At 72.8% G+C, this 23,294-nt stretch carries 23 protein-coding genes and 1 pseudogene; 10 read left to right on the top strand and 14 right to left on the bottom strand.

All coding sequences use genetic code 11. The features are described 5' to 3' along the window. Nucleotides 1-56 precede the first annotated feature (56 nt). Nucleotides 57-947 (bottom strand): aldo/keto reductase, encoded by an 891-nt coding sequence (locus tag ACO4JP_RS09465; protein WP_425953439.1) that lies wholly within the window; start codon nucleotides 945-947, stop codon nucleotides 57-59. A 118-nt stretch (nucleotides 948-1,065) separates the two neighbouring features. Here ACO4JP_RS09465 and ACO4JP_RS09460 point away from each other — a divergent pair, with 118 nt between their 5' ends. After that, nucleotides 1,066-1,431, top strand: a complete 366-nt coding sequence (locus tag ACO4JP_RS09460; RefSeq protein WP_425953438.1) for a phosphatase PAP2 family protein — start codon at nucleotides 1,066-1,068, stop codon at nucleotides 1,429-1,431. A 588-nt stretch (nucleotides 1,432-2,019) separates the two neighbouring features. On the opposite strand, the gene ACO4JP_RS09455 is transcribed toward ACO4JP_RS09460, so the two are convergent. From ACO4JP_RS09455 to ACO4JP_RS09440, 4 genes and pseudogenes are all read right to left on the bottom strand, one after another. Continuing rightward, nucleotides 2,020-2,730, bottom strand: a complete 711-nt coding sequence (locus ACO4JP_RS09455) for a YqjF family protein (RefSeq protein ID WP_425953437.1) — start codon at nucleotides 2,728-2,730, stop codon at nucleotides 2,020-2,022. A gap of 133 nt (nucleotides 2,731-2,863) precedes the next feature. Beyond that, nucleotides 2,864-3,920, bottom strand: a pseudogene (locus ACO4JP_RS09450) (zinc-dependent alcohol dehydrogenase family protein). 138 nt (nucleotides 3,921-4,058) lie between these two features. Next, nucleotides 4,059-5,039 (bottom strand): zinc-binding alcohol dehydrogenase family protein, encoded by a 981-nt coding sequence (locus ACO4JP_RS09445; RefSeq protein ID WP_425953436.1) that lies wholly within the window; start codon nucleotides 5,037-5,039, stop codon nucleotides 4,059-4,061. A gap of 100 nt (nucleotides 5,040-5,139) precedes the next feature. Continuing rightward, entirely contained in the window at nucleotides 5,140-7,062 is a 1,923-nt protein-coding gene (locus tag ACO4JP_RS09440; protein WP_425953435.1) for a heavy metal translocating P-type ATPase, read from the bottom strand. Between the two features lie 199 nt (nucleotides 7,063-7,261). Here ACO4JP_RS09440 and ACO4JP_RS09435 point away from each other — a divergent pair, with 199 nt between their 5' ends. Both ACO4JP_RS09435 and ACO4JP_RS09430 read left to right on the top strand, forming a co-directional pair. Then, on the top strand, nucleotides 7,262-8,668 hold the full coding sequence (locus ACO4JP_RS09435) for a ferredoxin reductase family protein (RefSeq protein WP_425953434.1): 1,407 nt from the start codon (nucleotides 7,262-7,264) through the stop codon (nucleotides 8,666-8,668). 11 nt (nucleotides 8,669-8,679) lie between these two features. Beyond that, nucleotides 8,680-9,210, top strand: coding sequence for an FMN-binding protein (locus ACO4JP_RS09430; protein WP_425953433.1), 531 nt, complete (start codon nucleotides 8,680-8,682; stop codon nucleotides 9,208-9,210). Nucleotides 9,211-9,213: 3 nt separating this feature from the next. On the opposite strand, the gene ACO4JP_RS09425 is transcribed toward ACO4JP_RS09430, so the two are convergent. The 5 genes from ACO4JP_RS09425 to ACO4JP_RS09405 are packed head-to-tail and all read right to left on the bottom strand — an operon-like array spanning nucleotide 9,214 to nucleotide 13,132. Further along, nucleotides 9,214-10,215 (bottom strand): sensor histidine kinase, encoded by a 1,002-nt coding sequence (locus ACO4JP_RS09425; protein WP_425953432.1) that lies wholly within the window; start codon nucleotides 10,213-10,215, stop codon nucleotides 9,214-9,216. Then, complete coding sequence (locus ACO4JP_RS09420) at nucleotides 10,212-10,892, bottom strand: response regulator transcription factor (protein WP_425953431.1); 681 nt, start codon at nucleotides 10,890-10,892, stop codon at nucleotides 10,212-10,214. Before ACO4JP_RS09420 ends, ACO4JP_RS09425 begins: the two co-directional genes overlap by 4 nt. Before the next feature lie 7 nt (nucleotides 10,893-10,899). Further along, a complete protein-coding gene (locus ACO4JP_RS09415; protein WP_425953430.1) occupies nucleotides 10,900-11,925 on the bottom strand; it encodes a sensor histidine kinase in 1,026 nt (341 codons plus the stop codon). After that, complete coding sequence (locus tag ACO4JP_RS09410) at nucleotides 11,922-12,584, bottom strand: response regulator transcription factor (RefSeq protein ID WP_425953429.1); 663 nt, start codon at nucleotides 12,582-12,584, stop codon at nucleotides 11,922-11,924. Before ACO4JP_RS09410 ends, ACO4JP_RS09415 begins: the two co-directional genes overlap by 4 nt. Before the next feature lie 29 nt (nucleotides 12,585-12,613). Next, entirely contained in the window at nucleotides 12,614-13,132 is a 519-nt protein-coding gene (locus tag ACO4JP_RS09405) for a DUF2231 domain-containing protein (protein WP_425953428.1), read from the bottom strand. Nucleotides 13,133-13,264: 132 nt separating this feature from the next. On the opposite strand from ACO4JP_RS09405, the gene ACO4JP_RS09400 reads away from it, so the two are divergent. Both ACO4JP_RS09400 and ACO4JP_RS09395 read left to right on the top strand, forming a co-directional pair. Next, nucleotides 13,265-14,050 (top strand): HAD family hydrolase, encoded by a 786-nt coding sequence (locus ACO4JP_RS09400; protein WP_425953427.1) that lies wholly within the window; start codon nucleotides 13,265-13,267, stop codon nucleotides 14,048-14,050. Then, the gene (locus ACO4JP_RS09395) at nucleotides 14,047-16,572 is read left to right on the top strand and encodes a glycoside hydrolase family 65 protein (protein WP_425953426.1); all 2,526 of its coding nucleotides are present in this window, start codon (nucleotides 14,047-14,049) and stop codon (nucleotides 16,570-16,572) included. Before ACO4JP_RS09400 ends, ACO4JP_RS09395 begins: the two co-directional genes overlap by 4 nt. 117 nt (nucleotides 16,573-16,689) lie before the next feature. Here the strand turns inward: ACO4JP_RS09395 and ACO4JP_RS09390 are convergent, their stop codons facing one another. Next, entirely contained in the window at nucleotides 16,690-17,034 is a 345-nt protein-coding gene (locus ACO4JP_RS09390; protein ID WP_425953425.1) for a hypothetical protein, read from the bottom strand. Between the two features lie 132 nt (nucleotides 17,035-17,166). Here ACO4JP_RS09390 and ACO4JP_RS09385 point away from each other — a divergent pair, with 132 nt between their 5' ends. The 3 genes from ACO4JP_RS09385 to ACO4JP_RS09375 all read left to right on the top strand — a co-directional run bounded on the left by ACO4JP_RS09385 (nucleotide 17,167) and on the right by ACO4JP_RS09375 (nucleotide 18,978). After that, nucleotides 17,167-17,547, top strand: a complete 381-nt coding sequence (locus tag ACO4JP_RS09385; RefSeq protein WP_425953424.1) for a RidA family protein — start codon at nucleotides 17,167-17,169, stop codon at nucleotides 17,545-17,547. A gap of 85 nt (nucleotides 17,548-17,632) precedes the next feature. Further along, a complete protein-coding gene (locus ACO4JP_RS09380; protein WP_425953423.1) occupies nucleotides 17,633-18,181 on the top strand; it encodes an alpha/beta fold hydrolase in 549 nt (182 codons plus the stop codon). Continuing rightward, nucleotides 18,178-18,978, top strand: a complete 801-nt coding sequence (locus ACO4JP_RS09375) for an esterase/lipase family protein (protein ID WP_425953422.1) — start codon at nucleotides 18,178-18,180, stop codon at nucleotides 18,976-18,978. The genes ACO4JP_RS09380 and ACO4JP_RS09375 overlap by 4 nt, the downstream gene beginning before the upstream one ends. Nucleotides 18,979-18,986: 8 nt before the next feature. Here the strand turns inward: ACO4JP_RS09375 and ACO4JP_RS09370 are convergent, their stop codons facing one another. The 3 genes from ACO4JP_RS09370 to ACO4JP_RS09360 form a co-directional block, all read right to left on the bottom strand. After that, nucleotides 18,987-19,940, bottom strand: a complete 954-nt coding sequence (locus ACO4JP_RS09370; RefSeq protein ID WP_425953421.1) for a patatin-like phospholipase family protein — start codon at nucleotides 19,938-19,940, stop codon at nucleotides 18,987-18,989. Between the two features lie 175 nt (nucleotides 19,941-20,115). After that, nucleotides 20,116-20,808, bottom strand: coding sequence for a hypothetical protein (locus ACO4JP_RS09365; RefSeq protein WP_425953420.1), 693 nt, complete (start codon nucleotides 20,806-20,808; stop codon nucleotides 20,116-20,118). After that, entirely contained in the window at nucleotides 20,801-21,160 is a 360-nt protein-coding gene (locus tag ACO4JP_RS09360) for a helix-turn-helix domain-containing protein (RefSeq protein ID WP_425953419.1), read from the bottom strand. Before ACO4JP_RS09360 ends, ACO4JP_RS09365 begins: the two co-directional genes overlap by 8 nt. A gap of 106 nt (nucleotides 21,161-21,266) precedes the next feature. Here ACO4JP_RS09360 and ACO4JP_RS09355 point away from each other — a divergent pair, with 106 nt between their 5' ends. Together ACO4JP_RS09355 and ACO4JP_RS09350 are read left to right on the top strand one after the other, a co-directional pair. Beyond that, entirely contained in the window at nucleotides 21,267-22,253 is a 987-nt protein-coding gene (locus ACO4JP_RS09355; protein WP_425953418.1) for an SMP-30/gluconolactonase/LRE family protein, read from the top strand. Nucleotides 22,254-22,281: 28 nt separating this feature from the next. Beyond that, nucleotides 22,282-23,265, top strand: coding sequence for an NAD(P)-dependent alcohol dehydrogenase (locus ACO4JP_RS09350; protein WP_425953417.1), 984 nt, complete (start codon nucleotides 22,282-22,284; stop codon nucleotides 23,263-23,265). The last annotated feature ends 29 nt before the right edge of the window (nucleotides 23,266-23,294 follow it).

Below are 23,294 nucleotides of genomic sequence, written 5' to 3'. Positions count from 1 at the left end.
GCGCGCGTCCCCGCAGGCCGGCGCCGTTCATCGGCCGGCGCCGGGTCGGTCGGGTGTCACGCCTCTGGGATCACCATCGCGAACCGGTCGGGCCTGGGCACGTCGGGGTCCGGCCCGCTGCGCACGCCGGTGTCGAGCGCGTCGATCCGGGCCAGCTCGTCGTCGGTGAGCGTGAAGCCGAAGACGTCGAAGTTCTCGGCGATGCGCCTCGGGTTCGTGGACTTCGGGATCGCCGAGCGCCCCTGCTGGAGGTGCCAGCGGAGCATGACCTGCGCCGCGGTCTTCGCGTGCTCCCCCGCGATCTGGCGCAGCGTCGGGTCCTGCATGACGCTCCGCCGGTCCTCGCCCCACCCCGGGTAGAAGGTGATGCCGCCGATCGGCGACCACGCCTGCGTGAGGACCCCGTGCTCGGCGTTCGCCGCCTGCACTGCCGGCTGCGTGAAGTAGGGGTGCAGCTCGACCTGGTTGACGGCGGGGACGACCTGCGTCCCGTCGAGCAGCTCGGCCAGGTGGTGCGGCATGAAGTTGCTGACGCCGATCGCGCGCACCTTGCCGTCTCGCAGCAGGGTCTCGAGCCCTTGGTACGCGGCGATCGTCTTCTCGAACCGGTCGGTGGCGGGCTGGTGCAGGATCAGCAGGTCCAGCTGCTCGACGCCGAGCTTGCTCGTCGCCTTGTCGAACGCGTGCAGCGTCTCGTCGTAGCCGTAGTCGCTCACCCAGACCTTCGTCTCGATGAAGACCTGGTCGCGCCCCACGCCGGCCCGCCGGATCCCTTCGCCCACCTCGCGTTCGTTGTGGTACGCCGCCGCCGTGTCGATGAGGCGGTAGCCGATTGCGAGCGCCTCCGCGACGGCGGCAGCAGTTTCCTCGGGCGGGCTCTGGAAGACGCCGAGGCCCAGTGCCGGCATCGTGACGCCGTTGTTCAGGGTCAGGGTCGGGACGTTCATCCGTGCACCTCCGGGCGTGCTGCCGCGTGCTCTTCGCTGGTGGCGTGCTCACCCGTCCTACCATGGGCCGGTGGCTGACACCCGCCCCGCCGTCGTGGTGCCGTGATCGCCGGCCGCGGTGCGGGGCGCGGCCGGCGCGCCGCTGCCGCCTGCCGGGATCGTCGACGTCGTGGCCGAGCACGACCTGTTCGGGACGGCCGCCTCCCCCGACGTGGCCGGCGGCGCCAACCTCACGGCCATGCCGAGCCTGCACGTGGGGTGGTCGGCCCTCGCCGCCTATGCGGCCTGGCTGGCCCTGCGCCGTGGGCGCCCGCGGCTGGCGCTACTGGTGTGGCTGTTCCCGCTGCTCATGGTCGGCGTCGTGATCACCACCGGTAACCACTTCGTGCTCGACGTCGTCGGGAGCGCCCTGCTGCTCCTGGCGTCGATAGGCGCGGCCGCGGCGGTCGAAGCGGCCGGCCGGCGCCTGCGGCCCGAACGGTGACGACCCGCCCCGGCGAGCCTTGCGGCTGCTCGCCGGAGCGGGTCGCGTCAGAGATGACGCTCGCACCGGTGGGTGCCGACACGGTCTCCCCCCGGTAGGTGAGCTCGCTGTCGTACGGGACGCCGTCGTCGGAGGCGGTGGCCGTCAGGTGCGTGGACAGGTTGCCAGGCGACGCTCCGGGACCTTGGGCCCTAGGCACGTGCGCGCCTCAGATGGTGCGCTGGAGCGGTGACGCGGCTGACCGACGTCCTGACGCTGCGCGGCCCCCGCTACGCCTTCCGCCGCTGGATGTACCGGGGCGGGAGCCCGAACCGGCTCGCGCGTGCGCTGCTGCGCGTCGACGTCGGCGCGGGGTCGCGCGGCGTGGGCGTCGACCGGCTCGTCGTACTCGAGGTCCGCGGGCGGACGTCGGGAAGGACCATCCAGGTCCCGCTCGTGCTCGCCACGCTCGGCCGCGAGCGCTACCTCGTCTCGATGCTCGGCCCCGACGCGGGCTGTCGACCGATACCCGGTGTTCCGGGTCGTCGACGCCTCCGCGACCTGAGCCGCGTCAGGCGCACGGCCGGTTGCCGGCCCACCAACCGACGCTCAGGCGGACGACGACGCCGGTGCGCGGGCCGCCAGGCGCGGCGCCCCGATCCTCGTGTCCACGCCGGAGGAGTAGTGGACCAGAGGTCTGCTCGCGGGCTCCGGAAGCCCGGCCGCATGAAACATGTCGGTGTGGAGGTGGCCCAAGCGAGCTTCGTGCAGGGGCCACGGCGGGTGCTCAATCGGAATGCGCCACAGCAGTCCCGCATGTCGCGTGAAGGCGGACCATCGGCCGGTCAGCGACGCCACGAGGGGGTCAGCATCGACACGCGTTCCGGCAGTGACGACGACCCGCGCACCAGCGGCGCTGTACGTCGTCGTGCTGCCACGTGTGCTCAAGGTGCCGGGGACGTGCACGTACGGCAGGCCGAGCCCGGCGCGAAAGGCGGCGGTCACGAGCCGGCGGGCGCAGTGCACCCGGAGGAACAGGACGCCGTCGCGCCGACCGTCCGTGACGTACGTGCGCAGGTTGACCTCGGCGAACGTGGACCAGCGCGGCACCGGCGGAAACCCGGGGACCCGCAACCCGCTGAGGACGAAGGGGGTGAACCCCACCCAGGCGGCGCCGTCGAGCTGCTGAAGCTCGAGCCCTGCCGGGACGAAGGGCTCCAGCGCTCGCACCGGGTAGCGCCAGTGCACGAACGTGATGCGCTCCCAGCGCTGCAGGCTCAGCGCGGGGCGCACGCGTTCGTCCGGGAGGCAGCCGCTCATGCCGCCAGCGTGCGCACGCTTCAGGACTCTCGCCTCCGCGGCACGCTCCCCGCGGCTCCCTCTGAGCGCAGTAGGGCAACGCGCCGCTGGGGGCATGGCCCGAAGCCATACCCCCAGCGGCGCGACCAGCCCGTCAGCGGTTCAGGACCACCTTGAGCGCCTTGGTGTCGGCGGCGTGACCGAACGTCTCATAGGCCTCGTCGATCTGGTCGAGGCCGAACGTGTGGGTCGCGAACGCGCCCGCCGGCAACTTGTGGTGCGCCACGAGGCGCAGCAGCATCGGCGTCGTCGACGTGCTCACCAGTCCGGTGGTCAAGGGTGACGTCCTTGATCCACAGGTCCTGGAGCTCCAGCTCCACCGGGTGGCCGTGCACGCCGATGTTGGCGACGTGCCCGCCCGGGCGCACGATCTTCGTGCACATCGTGAACGTGTCCGGGATCCCGACGGCCTCGATCGCGACGTCGACCCCCAGGCCGTCGGTCATGGCCATGACCTGGTCGTACCAGTCCGGGTCGCCGGCATTGACGGCGTCGGTGGCACCGAATCGCAGCGCCTGGTCCAGGCGGTTGGCGTCGAGGTCGATCGCGATGATGCTGCTCGGGCCGTCGAGCATCGACGTCATGACGGCCGCCAGGCCCACCGGGCCGGCACCGACGACGGCGACCACGTCGCCGGGTGTGACGTGACCGTTGCGTACGCCGATCTCGAACCCCGTCGGCAGGATGTCGGAGAGCATGACGGCCGACTGGTCGTCGACACCTTCCGGAACCTTGTGCAGCGAGCTGTCGGCGAACGGGATGCGGACCTGCTCGGCCTGCGTGCCGTCGATGAGATGCCCCAGGATCCAGCCGATCCCGGACGCACCCTCGTCGGCGAGGCAGTGCGAGTACAGGCCGCGACGGCAGTACGCGCACGCTCCGCACGCCGTGATGCTCGAGATGATGACGTGGTCGCCGACGGCGACGCTCTGCACGCCTCACCCGATCGCGGTGACCGTGCCCACGCCCTCGTGGCCGAGGATCCGGCCGTCCTGCACGGCCGGGACGTCGCCCTTGAGGATGTGCAGGTCGGTGCCACAGATCGTCGTCGTGTCGATCCGCACGATGGCGTCGGTGGGCCGCTGGATCTGCGGGTCCGGCACCTCCTCCCACACCTTGGCACCTGGGCCGTGGTACACGAGCGCTTTCATGGTCGAGCCTCCTGAGCTCACGTGCCCACACCGGCGAGGGCACCTCGAGATCCACGCCACCACTGCTCGGCGGGTCGGCATAGGGCGCAAGGTCACCCGGTCGCGGTCTTCGGTCCTGGGCCGGTCGGTACACGGACCTCACGACAGCACGGCGGCGCCCGCGAACCGGCCGTCCCGCAGGTCCGCGAGAGCGCGGTCGGCCTCGTCGAGCCCATACCGCACGGCGTGCACCCGGACCCCGATGCGCGCGGCCTCGGCCAGGAACTCGCGCCCGTCCTGGCGCGTGTTGGCTTCGACGGTCCGCAGCGTGCGCTCGTGGAACAGGTGGCGCTGGTAGCTGAGCGGCGGGATGTCGGTGAGGTGGATGCCGGCGACGGCGAGCGTCCCGCTAGGGCGCAATGCCCCGAGCGCGACGGGCACGAGGTCGCCGACCGGTGCGAACAGGATCGCCGAGTTCAGAGGCTCGGGCGGCGCGTCGTACGCGTCCGACGCCGACGCGCAGCCGAGCTCGAGCGCGAGCCGCCGCGCATCGTCGCCGCGCGTGAGCACGTGCACGCGCGCTCCGGCTGCGAGCGCCAGCTGGGCGGTCAGGTGGGCCGACCCGCCGAACCCGTACAGCCCCAGCACGCCGCCGGGCGGAAGCTCGGCGCGGCGCAGAGCCCGGTACCCGATGATGCCCGCGCACAGCAGCGGCGCGTCCGTCGCCGGGTCGAGGCCCGACGGCCAGGGATAGGCGTAGTCCGCCGGGACGGTCGCGTACTCGGCGTAACCGCCGTCGGCGTCCCAGCCGGTGTATCGCGAGTCGCGGCACAGGTTCTCGCGGCCTGCGCGGCAGTCGGCGCACGTGCCGCAGGTATGGCGCAGCCAGGCGATGCCGGCCATGTCGCCCATGGCCCACCCGGCGACGGCCGACCCGATCGCGACGACCTCGCCCACCGCCTCGTGCCCGGGGACCACCGACGACCGGTGCGGCGGCAGGTCGCCGTCGAGGACGTGCAGGTCGGTGCGGCACACACCGCAGGCTCGCACGCACACGAGCAGGTCGTCCGGGGCCGGCTGCGGCACCGGCAGCTCTGCTCGCCGCAGCTCCCCGGGTGACGTCACCTGCCACGCGAGCATCGCGCCTCCTCGGTCGCCTCGGGCGGGCGCCCGCCTCCCATCGTCCCCTCGCCGATCCCACGCCTGCACCCGCGACCGCGCGCGCCCACCGCGCACCGGATCAGACGGTCGTGGGCACCGGTGCCGCCGCCTCGACCTCTGCGGGCGCGTCCGCCACCGCCCGCGCCAGCGCGCCGCGGGTGCGGCGCCAGGTCCGCACCCCGGGGCCCATCGCCCGCAGGGCCCATGCGATCGCGATGACGTCGACGGCCTCCTGCAGCCACGCCCCGACGACGGCGGGGAGCACGCCCGTGGTCGCGACGAGCATGAGTGCGACGCTGACGGCGATGCCGAGCCAGATGCTCTGCAGCGCGACGTTCACGGTGTGCCGCCCGATCTCGAGCGCTTCGGCCACGCGCCCGATCTCGTCGGGCAGGATCACGATGTCGGCCGACTCGGTCGCGGCCGTGGAGCCTCGCGCGGCCATCGCGATGCCGACGTCGGCGGCGGCGAGCACGGGAGCGTCGTTGACGCCGTCGCCCACCATGACCACCGGCCGGTCGGCGACGTCGCGCACGGCGGCGACCTTGTCCGCGGGCAGGCAGCCCGCCCGCACGTCGTCGATGCCGACCTGGTCTGCGATGTGCCGGGCCGTGGCCTCCTCGTCGCCGGTCAGCATCAGGACGCGCCCGATTCCGTGCGACCGCAGCCGTGCGACGGTGGACGCCGCATCGGGGCGCAGCTCGTCACGCAGCACGACGCAGCCGGCGTAGGCGCCGTCGGCGGCCACGTGCACGGCCAGCTCGCCGGGCGAGAGCTCGGGCTCGGGCACGTGGACGCCTGTGCGCTCGGCGACGAAAGCCCGCTTCCCGACGGCGACGCGGACGCCGTCGACCGTCGCGGTCACGCCGCCACCGGTGATCTCCGCGACGTCCTGGGGCACCGGCAACGCGAGGCCACGGGCCGTCGCACCGCTCACGATGGCGCCGGCGAGCACGTGTGCCGACGCCTGCTCGGCGCTGGCGGCCAGCCGCAGCAGCGTGTCCCTGTCGAAGCACGCAGCCGTGCGCACGTCCGTCAGCGCGGGCGTGCCGCGCGTGAGGGTGCCCGTCTTGTCGAACGCGAAGGTCGCCGCGCGGTGCAGCTTCTCGAGCGTGGCGCTGGACCGGACGATCGCGCCGCGGCGCGCCGACCGGCTCATGCCGGCCATGAACGCCACCGGGGCACCGATGATCAGCGGGCAGGGCGTGGCGACGACGAGCACCTGGGCGAACCGGACCGGGTCGCCCGAGACCCACCACGCGACCCCCGCGATCGCGAGCGCGACGGCAGTGAACGGGAGCGCATACCTGTCGGCCAAGCGCACCATGGGCGCGCGGCTTGCGGAGGCCTCCTCGACGAGCGCGACGATGCGCTGGTACTGGCTGTCCGCGGCGCGCTCGGCGACCCCGATCGTGACCGCCCCGGCGCCGTTGATCGCGCCCGAGTAGACGGTGTCGCCGGCGACGCGCTCCTGCGGCAGCGACTCCCCCGTCAGGGACGAGTCGTCGAACACGCCGGCCGGAGAGACGAGCACGCCGTCGAACGGCACGATCTCGTGCGCCCGCACCAGCACCTGCTCGCCCACCTCGACCTCGTCGACGTCGACGTCGTGCACCGTCCCGTCGGACTCGAGGCGGTGCGCGGTGCGCGGCGCGTTCGACACCAACGCGGTCAGGTCCTTGCGGGCGCGCCCGGCCGCGTACACCTCGAGCGCCTCGCCGCCGGTCAGCATGAGCACGATGACGATCGCTGCCCACGACTCACCGACCGCGACGGTCGACCCGATGGCGGTCACCGCAAGGATGTCGACGCCGAACGTGCCCGACCGCAGCTCGCGCACCATCGCGATCGCGGACCGCAGCGCCATCGCCCCGGCGTAGACGCCCAGGAGCCAGGGCACGGCGACCGGCCAGACGGCGGCGAGCACCCCCGCGGTGGCGATGACGGCGAGGGTCGCGGTGAGAAACGGAAAGCTGCGCGCAGCGGAAACCATCCGGGACATACTTCATGGTCACCAAGCAAATGAAATCCTTCAAGCAAGCGCAGGCTTGCCAAAGCCCATTCAACGGTGCTGCAAGAAAGGCAAGCCTCGCCAAACTCGCGCCCTCGGATTGTGAAGAGCAGGTGAGCAACCACGCGATACTTACGCGGAAACCTGCATTCTTGGCGTCGCATTGGTGGCGCCCCGACACGATGACGGCATGACATCGACCCTGATGAGCCGATCGACGCCCCGCCGTCCGGCGACGCGGAAACGGTCAGGCAGCGCCTGGGGCCCCGCATCCGCCGCGGTGATCTGGGGAACGAGCGTCATTGTCGCGGCCCTGTGGCTGCGCGGTGGCGGTATCCAGGCGTTGTTCGCGGGCGGCGGTGACGCGCTGACGACGCTCGGCCGTGCGACCGGCCTGGCGGCGTCGAACCTGCTCCTCTACCAGGTGCTGCTGATGGCCCGCGTACCGGTCTTCGAGCGCGGCCTGGGTCGCGACAAGATCACGCGCTGGCACCGGCTGACCGGCTTCTGGTCGTTCTGGCTGATGCTCGCGCACATCGCCCTCGTGGTGCTCGGCTATGCCGCGACCGGGAACGCCGGCTGGTGGGCACAGACGTGGGACTTCGTCGTCTCCTACCCCGGGATGCTGCTGGCGACCGCCGGCACGACGGCGCTCGTAGCCGTCGTCGTGCTCTCGATCCGGGCTGCACGCCGCAGGCTGCGGTACGAGTCGTGGCACCTGCTGCACCTCTACGCCTACGTCGGCGTGGGCCTCGCCCTGCCGCACCAGCTGTGGACGGGCGCCGACTTCCTGTCGTCCCCGCTCGCCACGGTCTACTGGTGGACCCTGTGGGCGCTGGCCGCCGGGTCGGTCGTCGTCTTCCGCGTCGCCGTGCCCCTGGCGCGCTCGGCATGGCACGGGCTGCACGTGGAGGCCGTGGTGCCCGACGGCGACCGCGGCATCACCGTGCACCTGCGCGGACGCCACCTGCACCTTCTGGGCGCGGTGGCCGGGCAGTTCTTCGTCTTCCGGTTCCTCGACGGCCCCGGCTGGACCCGGGCCCACCCGTTCTCGCTCGCGCAAGCGCCCCGGCGCGACCGCTACGCCATCGCTGCCCGCATCGTTGGCGACGGCACCGAACGGATGGCGCAGATGCGACCCGGCACGCGTGTGCTGGTCGAGGGTCCCTACGGGCGCATGACCGGCGCAGAGCGCACCGGCCGCAAGCTGCTCATGCTCGGCGCCGGCGCGGGAGTCGCGCCGCTCGTCGCGCTGCTGCAGGAGCAGCCGTGGCGCCGCGGCGAGGCGACGATCATCACTCGCGACCACGCCCCGCAGGACGCGCTCCTGACGGACGCGCTCGAGGACCTCGTCACGCGGCGATCGCTACGGTGGTACCGCCTCGACGGCGCGCGTGCGTCACGAGGCCCGTCGTGGCTTCCCACGCAGTACTCCACCTGGGCCGGCCAGGACATCCTGCGCGAGATGGCCGGCCCGCTGCACGCCTATGACGTATACCTGTGTGGCCCGGACCCCTGGATGGCCGCCGTCCGCAAGGACCTGGATGCCGCCGGTGTCCGGGCATCCCGCATCCACGCCGAGTCGTTCTCGAACTGAGGAGCCGCATCGTGAAGAGGATCGCCACCTGGGTGTTCGCGACCGTCGGCGGCATCGTGCTGCTGTTCAGCTACAAGACCTCGACCGAGGTCGTCTCCGCGACCAGCCTCCCGCCCACGCCGACCGCTCAGGCGGGCAACGCGCAGACGACTCCCCCACCGGCGCAGGGCTCGCCATCGCCCACCCCGACCCAGCAGAAGTCGCCTGCCGGCACCCCGGCCCAGCCGGCGCCTGTCAACACCCCGGCGCAGCCGGCGTCGGGCCTCAAGGACGGCACCTATACGGGTACCCGCCAGGACACCCCGTACGGTCCCGTGCGGGTCAGCGTCACCATCTCGGGCGGGAAGGTCACCGCGGCGACCGCCACGGACTACCCGAACACCTCGCGCCGCGACCTGGCCATCAACAACTATGCGATCCCGCAGCTCCAGAGCGAGTCTGCCGGCACCACGAACGGCCAGATCGACATGGTCTCCGGTGCGACGTACACCAGCAACGGCTACATCGGCTCGCTGCAGGACGCGATCGACCAGGCGCGCTGAGGCTCACCGCGCCAGGGGCAGCCGCAGCACGAACGTCGTCCCGTCGCTCGACGTCGAGGCGACGTCGACGCTCCCGCCGACGCGCTGGGCGACGTCGCGCACCAGCGACAGCCCGAGCCCGAAGCCGCGCCGCCGACCCGTCTCGGGTCCGTGCGAGAACCGCTCGAAGACCTGCTCGACGGCGATCCCGCGGATGCCTGGGCCCTCGTCGGCGACCTGGACCACCGCCTCCTCGCCGTCGACCTCGACGTCGACCGTGACGGCCGACCCGCGGGGCGCGTGCTGGAGCGCGTTGTCGACCAGCGCGACGACGCACCGCGACAGCGGCACCTCGGGCACCGCCGCGAACGGCGTGACCGCGGGGGCGTGCAGGTGCACGAGCACTCCTGCGGCGTCGGCGAGCGGGGCCAGCGACGCCACCGCAGCCTCGACGACCTCGACGACAGGGGTCGCCGCGGGCTCGGGGCGTTCGGTCTGCTCGGCGGCGAGCAGCAGGTCCCCGAGGACGGCGCTCATGGCCTGGGCGTCCGCACGCAGCCGCGCGGCCACGTCGTCAGCCGGCTCGCCACGCTCGAGCCGGCGCTGGAGCACCTGGATGCGGCTGTCGAGCACGGTCAGCGGGGTGCGCAGCTCGTGGCTCGCGTCGGCGACGAAGTTGCGCTGCACCCGCAGAGCCTCAGCCAGCGGCGCGACCGCGCGCCGCGCCGCGAACCAGCCGACCACCCCGAGCGCGACCACGCCCAGGACCGCCGTGACGATGACCAGCACGATGATCCGGTCGCGGTCCACGACCCACTGCGCCTCCACGGGCTGACCCGGCGGAGGCGGCTGCGCGCCGGAGGCCTCGCCGCGCTCGTGGCGGGAGCTGAGGGCGACGGCCCCCAGCAGGGCCAGCGTGCCGACCGTCGTCGCGAGCGCGGACGCCGCCGCGACGTACATGCCCACCGAGACCGTGGTGCGGCGCACGCGCTCCTCGTCGCGCGTCGCGGGGCGGGCCCGCGTCACAGGGGCGCCCCTGCTCGGTAGCCGTGCCCCCGCACGGTCTCGATGACGTCGCGGTCCGTCTTGCGGCGCACGTAGTGCACGTACGCGTCGACCGTCCCGGGCTTGTCGTCCGGACCGAACGCGGTGGTGAGCAGCTCCTCGCGCGAGAACACGTGGTCGGGACTGGTGGACAGGAGCTCGACCAGCGCCGACTCGGTCGCGGTGAGCAGCACGCGCCCGCCCATCGGCGAGTACATCGTCCGGTCGTGAGGGGTGAACTCCCAGTCGCCCAGCCGTCGCCGGTCGCCGTCGGCCGCGAAGCCGCGACGCAGCGCGCGCAGGCGGGCCGTCAGCTCGCCGAAGTCGAACGGCTTGACCAGGTAGTCGTTGGCGCCGCCGTCGAGACCCGAGATGCGGTCCTCGACCGTGCCCAGCGCCGTGAGCATGAGCACCGGCGTGCGAATCCGCGCCCGTCGCAGCGCCTTGACGAGGCCGACGCCGTCCATCCCGGGCAGCCGCCGGTCCACGACGACGACCTCGTAGTGGCGGCGAAGGGCAAAGCGCAGCCCTTCCTCGGCGTCGGGGGCGCGGTCGACGTCGTACACCTCCGCGAGCATCTCGGAGGTCATCGCCGCGATGTCGTCGTCGTCCTCGACGAGCAGCAGCGGGACACCCGACTCGGGCTCGGTGGCGCTCATGGGTCGATCATCCCGCGGGCAGCCGGACGACGAAGGTCGCGCCCGCGCCGGGGACGGGCGGTTCGAGGCGCACGTCCCCGCCCACCGAGCGCGCGATCCGCCGTGCGAGAGCGAGCCCGAGGCCGCTGCCGCCCCTGCCCGACCTGCCCGGGTCGAAGACGGTCTCGGCGACCGCGGCGGGCACGCCGGGCCCGTCGTCGCACACGGAGACGTCGACCCAGCCGCCGCGGCGCGCCGCGACCACGGTCACGTGCCCCGCGAGCCGGGACGCGTTGTCCAGCACCGGGGCGAGCGCGCGGGCGCCGAGCGCCGTCGGCACGGCCACGACCAGGTCGGGGTCGATCGTCACGTGCACGCGCTCACCGTCGACCGAGGCGAGCGCGGCGGCGACGACGTCGCGCAGCACGGCGTTCTCGCCGCGACCTGGGCCCGTGGCCCGGGCGAGGTCGAGCAGACCCGTCATGGTGTCCGCCATGGCCGTGCACGCGGCGAGGATGTCGGCGACGTCGGCGCGGAGGTCGTCGTCGAGGTCCGGGCGCATCGCGACGAGGTCGGCGGTGGCGCGGATGGCTGCGAGCGGGGTGCGCAGCTCGTGCGCGAGCTCCGAGGTGAGGCGCTGTTCGCCGAGGATCACGCGGGAGACCTTGTCGAGCAGACGGTCGAGCGTCTTCCCGAGCGCACGGATCTCGTCGGTGGGCGGCCCGAGGTCGAACCGCCGGTCGAGCGCGTGCTCGCTCCAGTCGGCGGCCGTGCGGGCCATCTCGGCCACGGGCTCCAGCACGCGCTTGCTCGCCCAGGCGGCCAGGCCCGTCGCCAGGGCGACCATCGCGATGCCCGCCGCGGTCGAGGACCAGACCGTGTACGACTCGATCCGCTCGGCGATCGCGGTCTCGGCGGTGGAGTCGATCACGGCGTGGACCACGAACGCCTGGACCAACGCGACGGCAGTGCCCAGCGCCGCCGCCCACAGCACCACGCGGCGGCGCAGCGTGCCCGTGCCGGGGCGCGCCGGCACTCTGGTGCGGACGCTCACGGGACCCGGAACCCGACGCCGCGCACGGTCTCGAGCGACACGGGCGCGTCGATGCTCGCGAGCTTCGCCCGCACCCGGCGGGCGAAGCTGTCGAGCGTGTTCTCCGAGACGGCGGCGCCGTCGGGCCAGCCCGCGGCGACGACGGACCGGCGTCGCACCACCTCGCCTCGGCGGGCGAGCACGGCCGCGAGGACGCGGAACTCCGTGGGCGTCAGGTGCACCTCCTGACCGTCGGTGCGCGCCGTGTGCGTGACGGGGTCGAGCACGAGGTCTCCCGGCGCGGGCGCCGCCGACGCGGTGCGCCGGGCCAGCGTCTCGACCCTGGCGATCACCTCGCGCAGGTCGAACGGCTTGACGACGTAGTCGTCGGCGCCGGCCGCGAAGCCGGCGAGCTTGTGGTGCGTGTCGCCCAGCGCGGTCAGGAACAGCACGGGTGCTCGCTGCCCGCCGGACTGCAGGGCCTGGACGACGTCGCGCCCGTCGGAGTCGGGCAGGCCGATGTCCATGACGATCGCGTCCAGCGCCCGCTCCGGGCCGAGCAGCGCGAGGGCCTCGCGCCCGTCGTGGGCGACGACGACGTCGTGCCCAGCCTGGGTGAGGCCGCGCACCAGCGCCTTGCGGATCGTGGGGTGGTCGTCACACACGCCGACGGTATACACGCCGCCATCCTGGCCCTCCCGGACCGGGTTCAGTCGTCGCTGTCGCCGTGCGACTGCGTGGCCGAGCTCGACGAGGCGACCTGGTCGCCCCAGGCGGCCCGCGCACCGGAGTCGCCGACGCGGTAGACCTGCACGGTCGTGGCCAGCGCGACGACGACGGCGACCACCGCGACGGTCATCGTCGGCCCCTTGCCCGGGGCGGCCTTGCGCGACGTGGCGTCCGTAGCCTGCTGCGTCAGGCGACCGAACCAGGTGAGCGCCGCAGCGCAGGCGAGCAGCGGGATCGCGAACCAGATGAGCTGGTCGCCGAGCTCGGCGTGCTGGCCCGGGTCGCCGACGCGGGCCTGCAGCGACTCACCGCTCGAGGTGGCGACCGGGATGAACAGGACCGCGAGGAGAGCGACGGCGGTGACGATCACGCCGTAGCGGGCGCGCCAGGCGGGCCGCACCGCGATCGCGATGGTGCCGAGCACGGCGAGCGGCAGCAGCACGACGACGGCGTGGACGACGAGCGGGTGGATCGGAAGACCGTTGATCAGATCGAACATGGGCCCAGCATCCAGCAGCGAACCTGCCGACAACCTGACCGCAGTCGCTCGACCGTCGTAACCCGAGTTGCCGACGCCCAGGTAGCGCAGAAATCTACAGATACGGCCTCACACCGCACGAAGGGCTCGAGGATGACCGTTCACCTGGCACCGGAGCGCCACCGAGCCGTCGTCTTCGACCTGGACGGCGTCATCACCGACACCGCGTCGGTGCACGCCGAGGCGTGGACGCAGCTCTTCGACGAGTACCTGGCACGACGCCCGGCCCGGCCGGACGAGGACCACCGGGCCTTCGAGCGCGCCGACTACCTCCGTCACGTGGACGGCAGGCCGCGGCACGACGGCGTCGACGCGTTCCTCCGCTCCCGGGGCATCGCGCTTCCGTGGGGCGACCCGGCGGAGCCTCCCGGACGCGAGACCGTGTGCGGCCTGGGCAACCTGAAGAACCGGTACTTCACCGACCGGCTGGAGCGGCACGGCGTCCAGGTGTTCGACGACGGGGTCGGCCTGGTCCGCCGGGCCCAGGAGCAGGGCCTCGGCACGGCGATCATCTCGGCCAGCCGCAACTGCCGGCAGGTGCTCGACGCCGCCGGCCTGGGTGACCTGTTCGGTGTCCGGGTCGACGGCATCGTCGCGGCCGAGCTCGGGCTCCCTGGCAAGCCGGATCCGGCCGTGCTGCTCGAGGCTGCGCGGCGGCTCGGCGTCGGTCCCGGGGCGACGGTCGTCGTGGAGGACGCTCAGGCGGGGGTCGAGGCCGGGAGGCGCGGCGGGTTCGGCCTGGTGATCGGCGTCGCGCGCGACGGCGACGGTGACGCCCTTCGCGCGCACGGCGCGGACACGGTGGTGACGAACCTGGACGAGGTGCTCGTGGGTGCGGCCGCACCGGACGACGCGCCCGACGCTCGGCGTCCGCGATGAGCAAGCCCAGGTCGCACGGTTCCGCCAACTCCCCCGAGGCCGCGGAGGACGTCGCGCCCGACCCGTGGGTCGTCCACTTCGACGGGTACGACCCGGCCGACGAGGGCCGCCGGGAAGCCCTGTGCACCCTCGGGAACGGGTACGTCGCCACCCGGGGCGCGGGCCCCGAGTCGACGGCCGACGGCGTTCACTACCCGGGCACGTATGCGGCCGGCGTCTACAACCAGCTGCAGGACCGGATCGCCGGTCGCACGGTCGAGAACGAGAGCCTGGTGAACCTGCCCAACTGGCTCTCGACACGGTTCCGGGTCGACGGCGGCCCATGGCTCGACCTCGACCGCGCGGAGATCCTCGACTACCACCAGGAGCTCGACCTGCGGCGGGCGCTGCTCACCCGCCGCTTCCGGGTCCGCGACGAGGCGGGGCGCACCACGGCGGTCACCGAACGCCGCCTGGTGAGCATGGACGTCCCGCATGCCTGCGCCCTCGAGGTCACGTACCTGCCCGAGGACTGGTCCGGCCGGCTGGAGATCCGGTCCGTGCTCGACGGCAGCGTCCAGAACACGCTGGTGGCGCGCTATCGCGCCCTCGCCAGCGCCCATCTCGACCTGGTCCGGACCGCCGAGCTGGCCCCTGACTCCGTCCTGCTCGCGGTGGTGACCAACCGTTCGGCGATCCGGGTGGCCATGGCCGCGCGCACCGTCGTCCGGTACGACGACGACACGCCGGCCAGGCCTGAGCGACGGTTCGTCGACGAGGGCGTGGTCGTCGGCCACGACCTCGTCGTCGAGGCACGCCGCTCAGAACCGGTGACGCTGGAGAAGACCGTCGCCGTGTTCACGGGCAGGGACCGGGCCATCGCCGAGCCGGCCGACGAGGCACAACGGTGGCTGTTACGCCTGGGCCGGTTCGAGGACCTGCGCACGCGCCACGAGCGCGCCTGGGCCCGTCTCTGGGAACGGTTCCACGTCGACGTCGTGTGGGACGGGCGCATGCTGACCGTCCTCCGGCTGCACCTGCTGCACCTGCTGCAGTCGGTCTCACCGCACTCCGCCGACCTCGACGTCGGCGTGCCCGCCCGAGGCCTCCACGGCGAGGCGTACCGGGGCCACGTCTTCTGGGACGAGCTGTTCGTCTTCCCCGTGCTCAACCTTCGGCTCCCCGAGCTGAGCCGGGCCCTGCTGCGGTATCGGCACCGGCGGCTGCCGGAGGCCCGTTCGGCGGCCCGGGACGCCGGGTACGCCGGGGCGATGTACCCGTGGCAGTCGGCGAGCAACGGCGAGGAGGAGAGCCAGCGGGTCCATCTGAACCCGGCGTCCGGGCGCTGGCTCCCGGACCCCACGCTGCGGCAGCGGCACGTGGGCATCGCCGTCGCCTACAACGTCTGGCAGTACTACCAGGTGACCGGCGACCGGGAGTTCCTGGCCCACGACGGCGCGGAGATGCTGCTGGAGATCGCACGCTTCTGGGCCAGCATCGCCACCGATGACGAGGCTCGGGGCCGGTACGTCATCCGCGGCGTGATGGGGCCGGACGAGTTCCACACGGGCTACCCGGGGCGGGAGCTGGAAGGCATCGATAACAACGCCTACACGAACGTGATGGCCTCCTGGGTGCTCCGGCGCGCTCTGGAGACCCTCGGCGTGCTCGCGGACGACGAGCGCCTTGAGCTGATCGAGACCATGGAGCTGGACCGCGACGAGCTCGAGCGGTGGGACGACGTGGCGCGGCGTCTCTTCGTCCCCTTCCACGACGGAGTCATCAGCCAGTTCGAGGGGTACGAGGACCTCGCGGAGCTCGACTGGGCGGCCTACCGCGCGAGGTACTCGAACATCCAGCGGCTCGACCGCATCCTCGAGGCGGAGAACGACTCCGTAAACCGCTACAAGGCCTCGAAGCAGGCCGACACCGTGATGCTCTTCTACCTGCTGTCCGCCGACGAGCTGCGTGACGTGCTCGGACACCTGGGGTACCAGGTCGATGCGGAGCTCATCCCCCGCACGATCCACTACTACCTCGAGCGCAGCTCGCACGGCTCCACGCTGTCGGCACTGGTCCACGCCTGGGTCCTCGCGCGGTCGCAGCGCAAGCTCTCCATGGAGTTCCTGGCTCAGGCCCTCGACGCGGACATGGCCGACATCCAGGGGGGCACGACACCCGAGGGGATCCACCTGGCCGCCATGGCAGGGAGCGTCGACCTGCTCCAGCGCTGCTTCTGCGGCCTCGAGACGCGACAGGACCGGCTGCTGCTGGACCCCTACTGGCCCAAGTCGCACGGTGCGGTGGAGTTCTCGATCCGCTACCGCGGGCAGCCCCTGGTCGTGCGGATGCGCGGCAGCCACGCCGAGGTGACGGCCGGCCGGGGCATGTGGCGTCCGGTCCAGGTCGCCTGCCGGGACGAGGTCGCCGAGCTGAGGCCCGGCTCGCGGGTCGCCTTCCCGCTGACCGGGACCTTCAACCTCGGGTCCGGAGGCGGTTCTGCGCTGCGGGACGCCGCGACTCGGCGGAAGCCTCGCACCTGAGAGGGCTCGCGGTCTCGGCGACGGCACGTGAGCGTCGGCCCGCGACGTCGTGGCCCTGGACGCCCGACGCCGCGGCCGGCTGCCGGATCCGGCAGCCGGCCGCGGCGGGGTTCGCCCTCAGGGTCGTGCCCAGACGTCCGCGACGGTCCGGCCGAGCCGGTCGCACCACTCGCGGGCGCGGGACTCCTCGTCGGGCACGAGGGGTCCTTCGACGTCGGAGACGTAGAACGACTCGGCGTGGATGACCGTGCGGTGTCCCGCACGGCGCAGCGCACGCTCGGGTCCGCGCGCGGCCGAGCCGGGCAGGTGCCGGACGCTGGTGACACGCGTGTCGAACGTGGCGTACAGACGGTCGGGTCGGTCGGCCGGGAGCGTGTCGACCCATTCCCGGATGCCTGTACGGTCGTGCGGCGGCTCGTCGCGGCGCTCCTGTGCGTCGCGCCTCGTTCCTGGACGGCTCATGCCGAAGGCGTGGGTCGGGCCGCCGATGACGACGAGCGTGTCGTCGCCATCCTGGCTCGCGGCGGGGTCCTCGACCGAGGCTCGGCCCGCTCACGTGGACAGACGGACCCGACCACGCGCACGCTAAACGGCATGCGCGAGGTCGTCCGCACGTCCCAGGCTCCCGGCTCGCCGCTGTACTCCCAGGCGGTCAAGGCGGGTCCCTTCGTCTTCGTCTCGGGCCTGGTCGGGATCGACGTCGCGACAGGCGCCGTCGCCGGCCCGACCATCCAGGAGCAGACCCGCCAGGCACTCGCCAGCTGCCGGGAGGTGCTGCAAGCCGCCGGTGCGACGCTGGACGACGTCGTCGAGGTGGGCGTGCTGCTTGCGAACCCGGACGACTTCGCCGGCATGAACGAGGAGTACGCGCGGTGGTTCCCGGCCGATCCCCCGGCACGGTACGCGGTGAAGCTCGGAGCGGTGATCCCCGGGGTACTCGTCTCGATACGCATGACGGCCTACGTCGCGCCGTAGAAGACGGGTCTCACTCCTGTCCCGGCTCACGTGGGCGCAGAGACGGCCGCATGCGACCGGGCCGCCTCCGCGCGACCATCAGGGGATGACCACCGGCCCTGCGCACAGCCCCGCGGCGGACCGGTGGGCTGTGGAGTCGTACGGCGCTCCCGACGCGGCGACCACGCACGAACTGGCCGAGGCGGCGCGACGGCACCCTGCTCTCGCGGAGCGGGTCGTGCTGCTGGGACCCGTCGTGGACACGGCCGCGCGGTCCGCCGGCGCTCAGGGTCTGCGACTCGCGCGCGACACGCTGCGGGAGCCGGTCGGCGCCAACGCGATCGTCATCAGCGACTACCTGCGCGCCGGGCCGCGATGGTACGTCGCGCAGCTCCGGCACATGCTGCGGTACCGGGTCGAGGAGGCGGTGGCGGACTTGGCCTGCCCGGTGCTCGCCGTGCGCGGCGGGCCCGACCCGGTCGCGCCGGCAGCGTGGGTCGGCGCCCTCGCCGACATCGCGCCCCACGGGAGGGCGCTCATCGTGCCGGGGGCGGCGCGCATCGTCCAGTACGGCCGTCCTCGTGCGGTGGCGGCGAGCTCCACCGACGGCGGTCTCGTTCCCGAGGACGAGCTTCCGCCCAGGGGGACGGCATGAGGCCCGGCGGCTCTCGGCCAGGCGCCGGCCCGGGCACGCCCCTGCGGCGGCTGTGGTGGCGCGCGGCGGACTACGCCTACGGGGTGTCGCGCCAGCTGCGGAGCGTCATCGCCGCGGGCGACCCCGACCGATTCGCGCACCCGCCGTCGCGGCGCGCCCCGGACGTGCTGATCCTGCCCGGCGTGCTCGAGCCCTGGCCGTTCCTGTCGCCGGTCGCGGAGCGCCTGCACCGCGCTGGCCACGCCGTCTATGTGGTGCCAGGCCTCGGCTTCCACGTGCAGGACCTGCCCGAAGCGGTCGACGTCGTCGCCGAGGTGCTGGCCGAGCGCGACCTGCGCGACGTCGTGCTCCTCGCCCACTCCAAGGGCGGTCTGGTCGGCAAGCTGCTGATGTCGGACCCGCGCGTCGGCGACCGCGTGCGGGGCCTCGTCGCGATCGCGAGCCCGTTCGCGGGCTCGCGCCTCGCGAGGCTGCTGCCGATGCGGGCCGTCCGGGTCTTCCGTCCGGACGGCCCTGACATCGTCGCACTCCGGCGCGTCGTCGATGTCGACGCACGCATCGTGTCGGTGTTCGGCGCGTGGGACCCGATCATTCCGGAGGGCAGCGTGCTCGCCGGGGCGCGCAACGTGCAGCTCTCGACGCCGGGTCATTTTCGGGTGCTCGCGGACCCGCGGCTTCCCGAGGTCGTCCTCGACGCGATCGACGACCTCGCGAAGGCCGGCGACACGCCCCCTCGGCTCCAGACGTCGCCGCCGGCTCGACGAGCATCACGCCCGCCGAGCCGGCGTCCACGCTGACCCGAGCGTCAGCTCCAGAGCTCGGCGAGCCGCCCGGCGATGCCCCGGCCTTGGTCGTAACCGGCTCGCGCGGCGGGCGGACGCGTGGACAGGTCCATCAGGTTGTTGCCGAACGCGGTGAGAGAGGCGCTGTCCGGCAGGACGGTCTCGACCCTGCTGCCGGCTGTGCGGAGCTCGTCGGCCTGAGCGGCCAGCTGCATGCCCCAGCCCAACGGCATCCTTGTTCTGCCGCCGAGGGGTGACAGCACCAGCACCCGCTCGTACCCGACTGCCAGGTCCGCGTTCTCGTTGCGCCGGTAGGCGCCGTCGATGTATCGGTGGTCGCCGATCCTGTAGGGCAGGCCGCTGGAGGTGCTGGCGGCGACGGCGTCGACGAGGTCGACTCCGCTGTGGCGGTCGAAGACGACCGGTTCACCGGTGCCGGCGTCGACGGCTGTGATGAGCACCGTTCGCTCCGGCCAGTGCTGGCTGGGCAGCCGGGCGGCGACGGTGGTGCGCCACCGCGTCGACCAGGAGCCGTCCGACGCCGCCTCCAGATCGAGCGCCGACGCACCGAGTCCGCGGCGCATCTCAGCCGCATCCGCTGCGGCAGCGATGATCCGGCCCGTTCTCTCCATGTGGTTCACCGCCGGCTCTGGTGCGCGTCCACCGCCGGGACCGGCCGGGCCGGGCCGCTGCGGGGGCGCGGCGGAGAGGATGGCGGCAAGGAGCCCCATCGGGCCAGCGCTGGTGATCTGGGCCGCGGCCGTCGATCCGGCCGACGTGCCAATGATCAGGTCAGCCTCGGTGACATCCAACCCGGCGTCGAACAGCCCGGCGATGACGCCGATCAACCACGCATTGCCGGCCGATCCGCCACCACCGAGGACCAAGGCTCGCTCACCCGCGGCGCGCACCCGCATCGGGGCGTCGTCTTGCGGCTGAGGTGAAGAAGGCTGAGGTGAAGAAGGTGCTGTGTTCATGGGAGTCGCCTTTCGCGAGTTGCCTGGTGGCGCTCCCGGTGGCGACTACCTCAGTCGCGTGATCGTGGCCTGCAGGGGAGCACCCATCACGGATACTGCGTTCATGGGACTCACCTCCTGCTGACGATTCACGATCGCCAGGACCGTAGCACGCCGGCGCCCCGGGCGTGCTGTGTCACGCGATCGGTACGGACTCCCGGGACCGCACGCTGGCGGCATGCAGGCAAGCGGGGCACACGCCGCGGTGGGGATCCTCGGCACGCATCGTCACAGCCCCGCAGCGGACGCAGCGCAGCCCCCAGAACTGCTGCTCGGGTGGTTCGGACAGCCGCAGAGGTCCGACGTCGTACAGGTCGGCGTGGGCGGCAAACAGCTGCGGATGGTGCACGGCGATCGCCGCGTGGAGCTGCTCGAGCGTGCGACGCGGCCGGGACTGGGTCTGGCTGAAGAGCTCGATCGCGTCCATGTAGGACGCACTCGTCATCCGTTCGGCCAGGAAGAGGTCCGCGGTGACCGCGGAGAGCCCGGCGATCGCCAGGTCCGAGAGGCCGAAGCCGTAGACGTCGGCGGTGATGAGGTAGTGCGCTCCGGCCGCCTCCGCGTCCGCGAGGTCCGTGCGGACGGACTGCTTCGTCCCCGTGAAGCGTTCGGGGAAGGCCCCGGGTGGTGTCAGCTCCGACCGATAGGCGTCGCGCACGGCCGGCAGTGGTGCGGCGTTCGGGAGCCGATGGATCGCCGCCTGCTGCTCGGCGCGCAGGCTCCAGACCGCCGTGAAGTCGCTGTGCGAGCGCGCGACCATCAGCAGCGTCCGCGTGACCGGCTTGGCGATCACGGGGGCGTCGAGGAAGACGAACGTGTGCTCACTCATCGCCGATCAGCTCACTGTCGATCTCGTCCACGACCAGTGCCAGCATGCGACGGTTCGCCGCGACCGAGTAGCGCTCGAACTCGGCATACGGGATGCGGTTACGGTTGCCGACCCTGACCGCGCTGATCTCGCCCGCCTTGATCCTGCGCGAGATCGTCGAGCGCGAGACCCCGAGGGAGTCGGCCACCTCCTCGGGCGTCATCATCCGGCGCCGCGACGTCACCGTCACGGTCTCACCGGACGACGCCGCCTCCCGCACGAAGTCCGCGAGGCGGTCGAGCCATCCCGGCATGCCCGCAGCGGCACTCCGGCGCACGTCCTCGGGACGGATGGTCAGGTGCGTGTGTGCCATGTCTGCCACGCTACGCGCGGATGCACACTCTGAACAGACCAAGTGTGCGTGGGTCGCCTGGGCGGCAGAGAGGCGGCCCCGGCGATGCGACGTACGGTGGAACCCGATGACGAAGGGAACGATGATGATCCGGCGCATCGCAACACTGCTCGCAGCACTCGCCCTTCTTGGCGCGTCAGGCGCGACGGCCCAGGCGGCCAGCCCCTGGCGAGACGCCGGGTCGGGGCACCATCAGGAGCACGCTCACGGCCGCACCGCGGACCGGCTCCCGGACCGGATCGAGCTCCCTGACGGCTTCCTGCCCGAGGGGATCACGATCCGGGGCCACTTCGCCTACCTTGGCTCCCGCGCGGACGGCAGCATCTACCGCGCTAACCTCCTCGACGGCACAGGTCGGGTGATCGGCGCAGGTCCCGGCACCCCGGCGGTCGGGCTCAAGGTAGACCACCGCGGACGGTTGTTCGTCGCGGGCGGCGACGCCGGTGACGCACGCGTCGTGGATGCCCGCACCGGCGAGATCCTCAAGACCTACGCATTGACCGACGAGCCGAGCTTCGTCAACGACGTGATCCTCACCAAGCGGTCGGCCTGGTTCACGGACTCGACGCGGCCGGTCCTCTACCAGCTCACGCTCGGACCGCGTGGCGCGCTGCCGACCAAGGCGGTCGAGCTCCCGCTCACCGGCGAGTGGGAGCAGGGCACGGGCATCGGCGCGAACGGCATCGCGGTCACTCCGGACGGCCGGGCACTCCTGGTGGTCAACTCGACGACCGGCTTCCTGTACCGGGTCGACCCTGCGACCGGCGAGGCCACCCGCGTGGATCTCGGCGGCACGCTCCTGGTCAACGGAGACGGGCTGCTCGTCAAGGGACGCACCCTCTACGTGGTGCTCAACCTGGACAACCGCGTCGCGGTGATCCACCTCGACCGCCACGGGACGAGCGGGGCTCTGGTCGACTCGCTCACCAGCGACGACTTCGACGTCCCGACCACCGTCGCGTCGTTCGCGGGCGGGCTCTATCTGCCGAACGCCCGGTTCACCACTCCGCAGGAGCCGACCACGGAGTTCTGGGTGACGCGCATCGAGCCGTGACCATCCGCGGACGGACGGAGTGGGCCAGATGCGGGCGATCAGGCAGTACGGCTTCGGCGAGCCGCGCGACGTGCTGCGGTTCGAGACGGACGTCGTAGAGCCCACGCCCGCGGAGGATGAGGTGCTCGTCCGGGTCGGGGCAGCGGGTGTCGACTACGGGCAGTGGCATCTCGTCGCAGGAGTCCCGCTCATGGTGCGGGCCGCGGTCCGGGTCTCCGAGGATCGGCCGCGAACCGTCGGCTTGGACTTCGCGGGCACGGTCGAGGCAACCGGCGCGGCGGTCACCGGGTTCGCGCCGGGCGACGCCGTCTTCGGCGTGGCCGCCTCGGGCGCGTACGCCGACCTCACGGTTGCGCGAGTACGGAAGATCGCGCGCACGCCGGCATCGCTCAGCCCGACGGCCGCGGCGGTCGTGCCGATCTCCGGCTCGACGGCGTTGCAGGCGGTGCGCGACGTGGCGCGGGTGCGGGCGGGCCAACGCGTGCTCGTCTTCGGGGCAGCCGGGGGCGTCGGGTCGTACGCCGTCCAGCTGGCCAAGCACTTCGGCGCGCACGTCACGGGCGTGTGCCGTGGCGCGTCCGCGGACTTCGTCCGCTCGCTCGGGGCCGACGAGACGATCGACTTCGAGACCTCGGAGACGAGCCTCGACGGCCACCAGTGGGACGCCGTCATCGAGACGGGGGGCGTTCGTACGCTCCGCCGGGCGCGGAGCCTGCTCACCCGGCACGGCGTGCTCGTCCCCGTCGGAGGCGAGGCTCCCGGTCGACCCTTCTTCGGCATAGGCCGCGTACTGCGCGCGACCCTCTGGTCGCCGTTCGTGCCGCAGCGCCTGCGCATGTTCATCGCCTCCACGAAGGCCGACGACCTGCAGACGCTCGCCGACCTGCTCGCGCAGGGCGCGATCACCGCCCACGTCGACCGCGTATTCCCGCTGGAGCAGGGCGCCGCGGCGATCGAGGCGCTGAGGGCAGGTGGCGTGCGCGGCAAGCTCGCCGTCCACGTCGCACCGTAGGCACATGGCGGAACGCCCCGACCTGCGTA

This window comes from Xylanimonas sp. McL0601, assembly GCF_049852175.1.
Taxonomy (GTDB): Bacteria; Actinomycetota; Actinomycetes; order Actinomycetales; family Cellulomonadaceae; genus Xylanimonas.
This window is presented reverse-complemented; position numbering and strand designations above follow the sequence as displayed.

What these genes read in the sequence shown, in the direction of transcription:
- ACO4JP_RS09465 (WP_425953439.1), bottom strand. Translation starts at nt 947, where the DNA reads ATGAACGTCCCGACCCTGACCCTGAACAACGGCGTCACGATGCCGGCA.
- ACO4JP_RS09455 (WP_425953437.1), bottom strand. Translation starts at nt 2,730, where the DNA reads ATGAGCGGCTGCCTCCCGGACGAACGCGTGCGCCCCGCGCTGAGCCTG.
- ACO4JP_RS09445 (WP_425953436.1), bottom strand. Translation starts at nt 5,039, where the DNA reads ATGCTCGCGTGGCAGGTGACGTCACCCGGGGAGCTGCGGCGAGCAGAG.
- ACO4JP_RS09440 (WP_425953435.1), bottom strand. Translation starts at nt 7,062, where the DNA reads ATGTCCCGGATGGTTTCCGCTGCGCGCAGCTTTCCGTTTCTCACCGCG.
- ACO4JP_RS09435 (WP_425953434.1), top strand. Translation starts at nt 7,262, where the DNA reads ATGACATCGACCCTGATGAGCCGATCGACGCCCCGCCGTCCGGCGACG.
- ACO4JP_RS09420 (WP_425953431.1), bottom strand. Translation starts at nt 10,892, where the DNA reads ATGAGCGCCACCGAGCCCGAGTCGGGTGTCCCGCTGCTGCTCGTCGAG.
- ACO4JP_RS09405 (WP_425953428.1), bottom strand. Translation starts at nt 13,132, where the DNA reads ATGTTCGATCTGATCAACGGTCTTCCGATCCACCCGCTCGTCGTCCAC.
- ACO4JP_RS09400 (WP_425953427.1), top strand. Translation starts at nt 13,265, where the DNA reads ATGACCGTTCACCTGGCACCGGAGCGCCACCGAGCCGTCGTCTTCGAC.
- ACO4JP_RS09395 (WP_425953426.1), top strand. Translation starts at nt 14,047, where the DNA reads ATGAGCAAGCCCAGGTCGCACGGTTCCGCCAACTCCCCCGAGGCCGCG.
- ACO4JP_RS09390 (WP_425953425.1), bottom strand. Translation starts at nt 17,034, where the DNA reads ATGAGCCGTCCAGGAACGAGGCGCGACGCACAGGAGCGCCGCGACGAG.
- ACO4JP_RS09385 (WP_425953424.1), top strand. Translation starts at nt 17,167, where the DNA reads ATGCGCGAGGTCGTCCGCACGTCCCAGGCTCCCGGCTCGCCGCTGTAC.
- ACO4JP_RS09380 (WP_425953423.1), top strand. Translation starts at nt 17,633, where the DNA reads ATGACCACCGGCCCTGCGCACAGCCCCGCGGCGGACCGGTGGGCTGTG.
- ACO4JP_RS09375 (WP_425953422.1), top strand. Translation starts at nt 18,178, where the DNA reads ATGAGGCCCGGCGGCTCTCGGCCAGGCGCCGGCCCGGGCACGCCCCTG.
- ACO4JP_RS09370 (WP_425953421.1), bottom strand. Translation starts at nt 19,940, where the DNA reads ATGAACACAGCACCTTCTTCACCTCAGCCTTCTTCACCTCAGCCGCAA.
- ACO4JP_RS09365 (WP_425953420.1), bottom strand. Translation starts at nt 20,808, where the DNA reads ATGAGTGAGCACACGTTCGTCTTCCTCGACGCCCCCGTGATCGCCAAG.
- ACO4JP_RS09360 (WP_425953419.1), bottom strand. Translation starts at nt 21,160, where the DNA reads ATGGCACACACGCACCTGACCATCCGTCCCGAGGACGTGCGCCGGAGT.
- ACO4JP_RS09355 (WP_425953418.1), top strand. Translation starts at nt 21,267, where the DNA reads ATGACGAAGGGAACGATGATGATCCGGCGCATCGCAACACTGCTCGCA.
- ACO4JP_RS09350 (WP_425953417.1), top strand. Translation starts at nt 22,282, where the DNA reads ATGCGGGCGATCAGGCAGTACGGCTTCGGCGAGCCGCGCGACGTGCTG.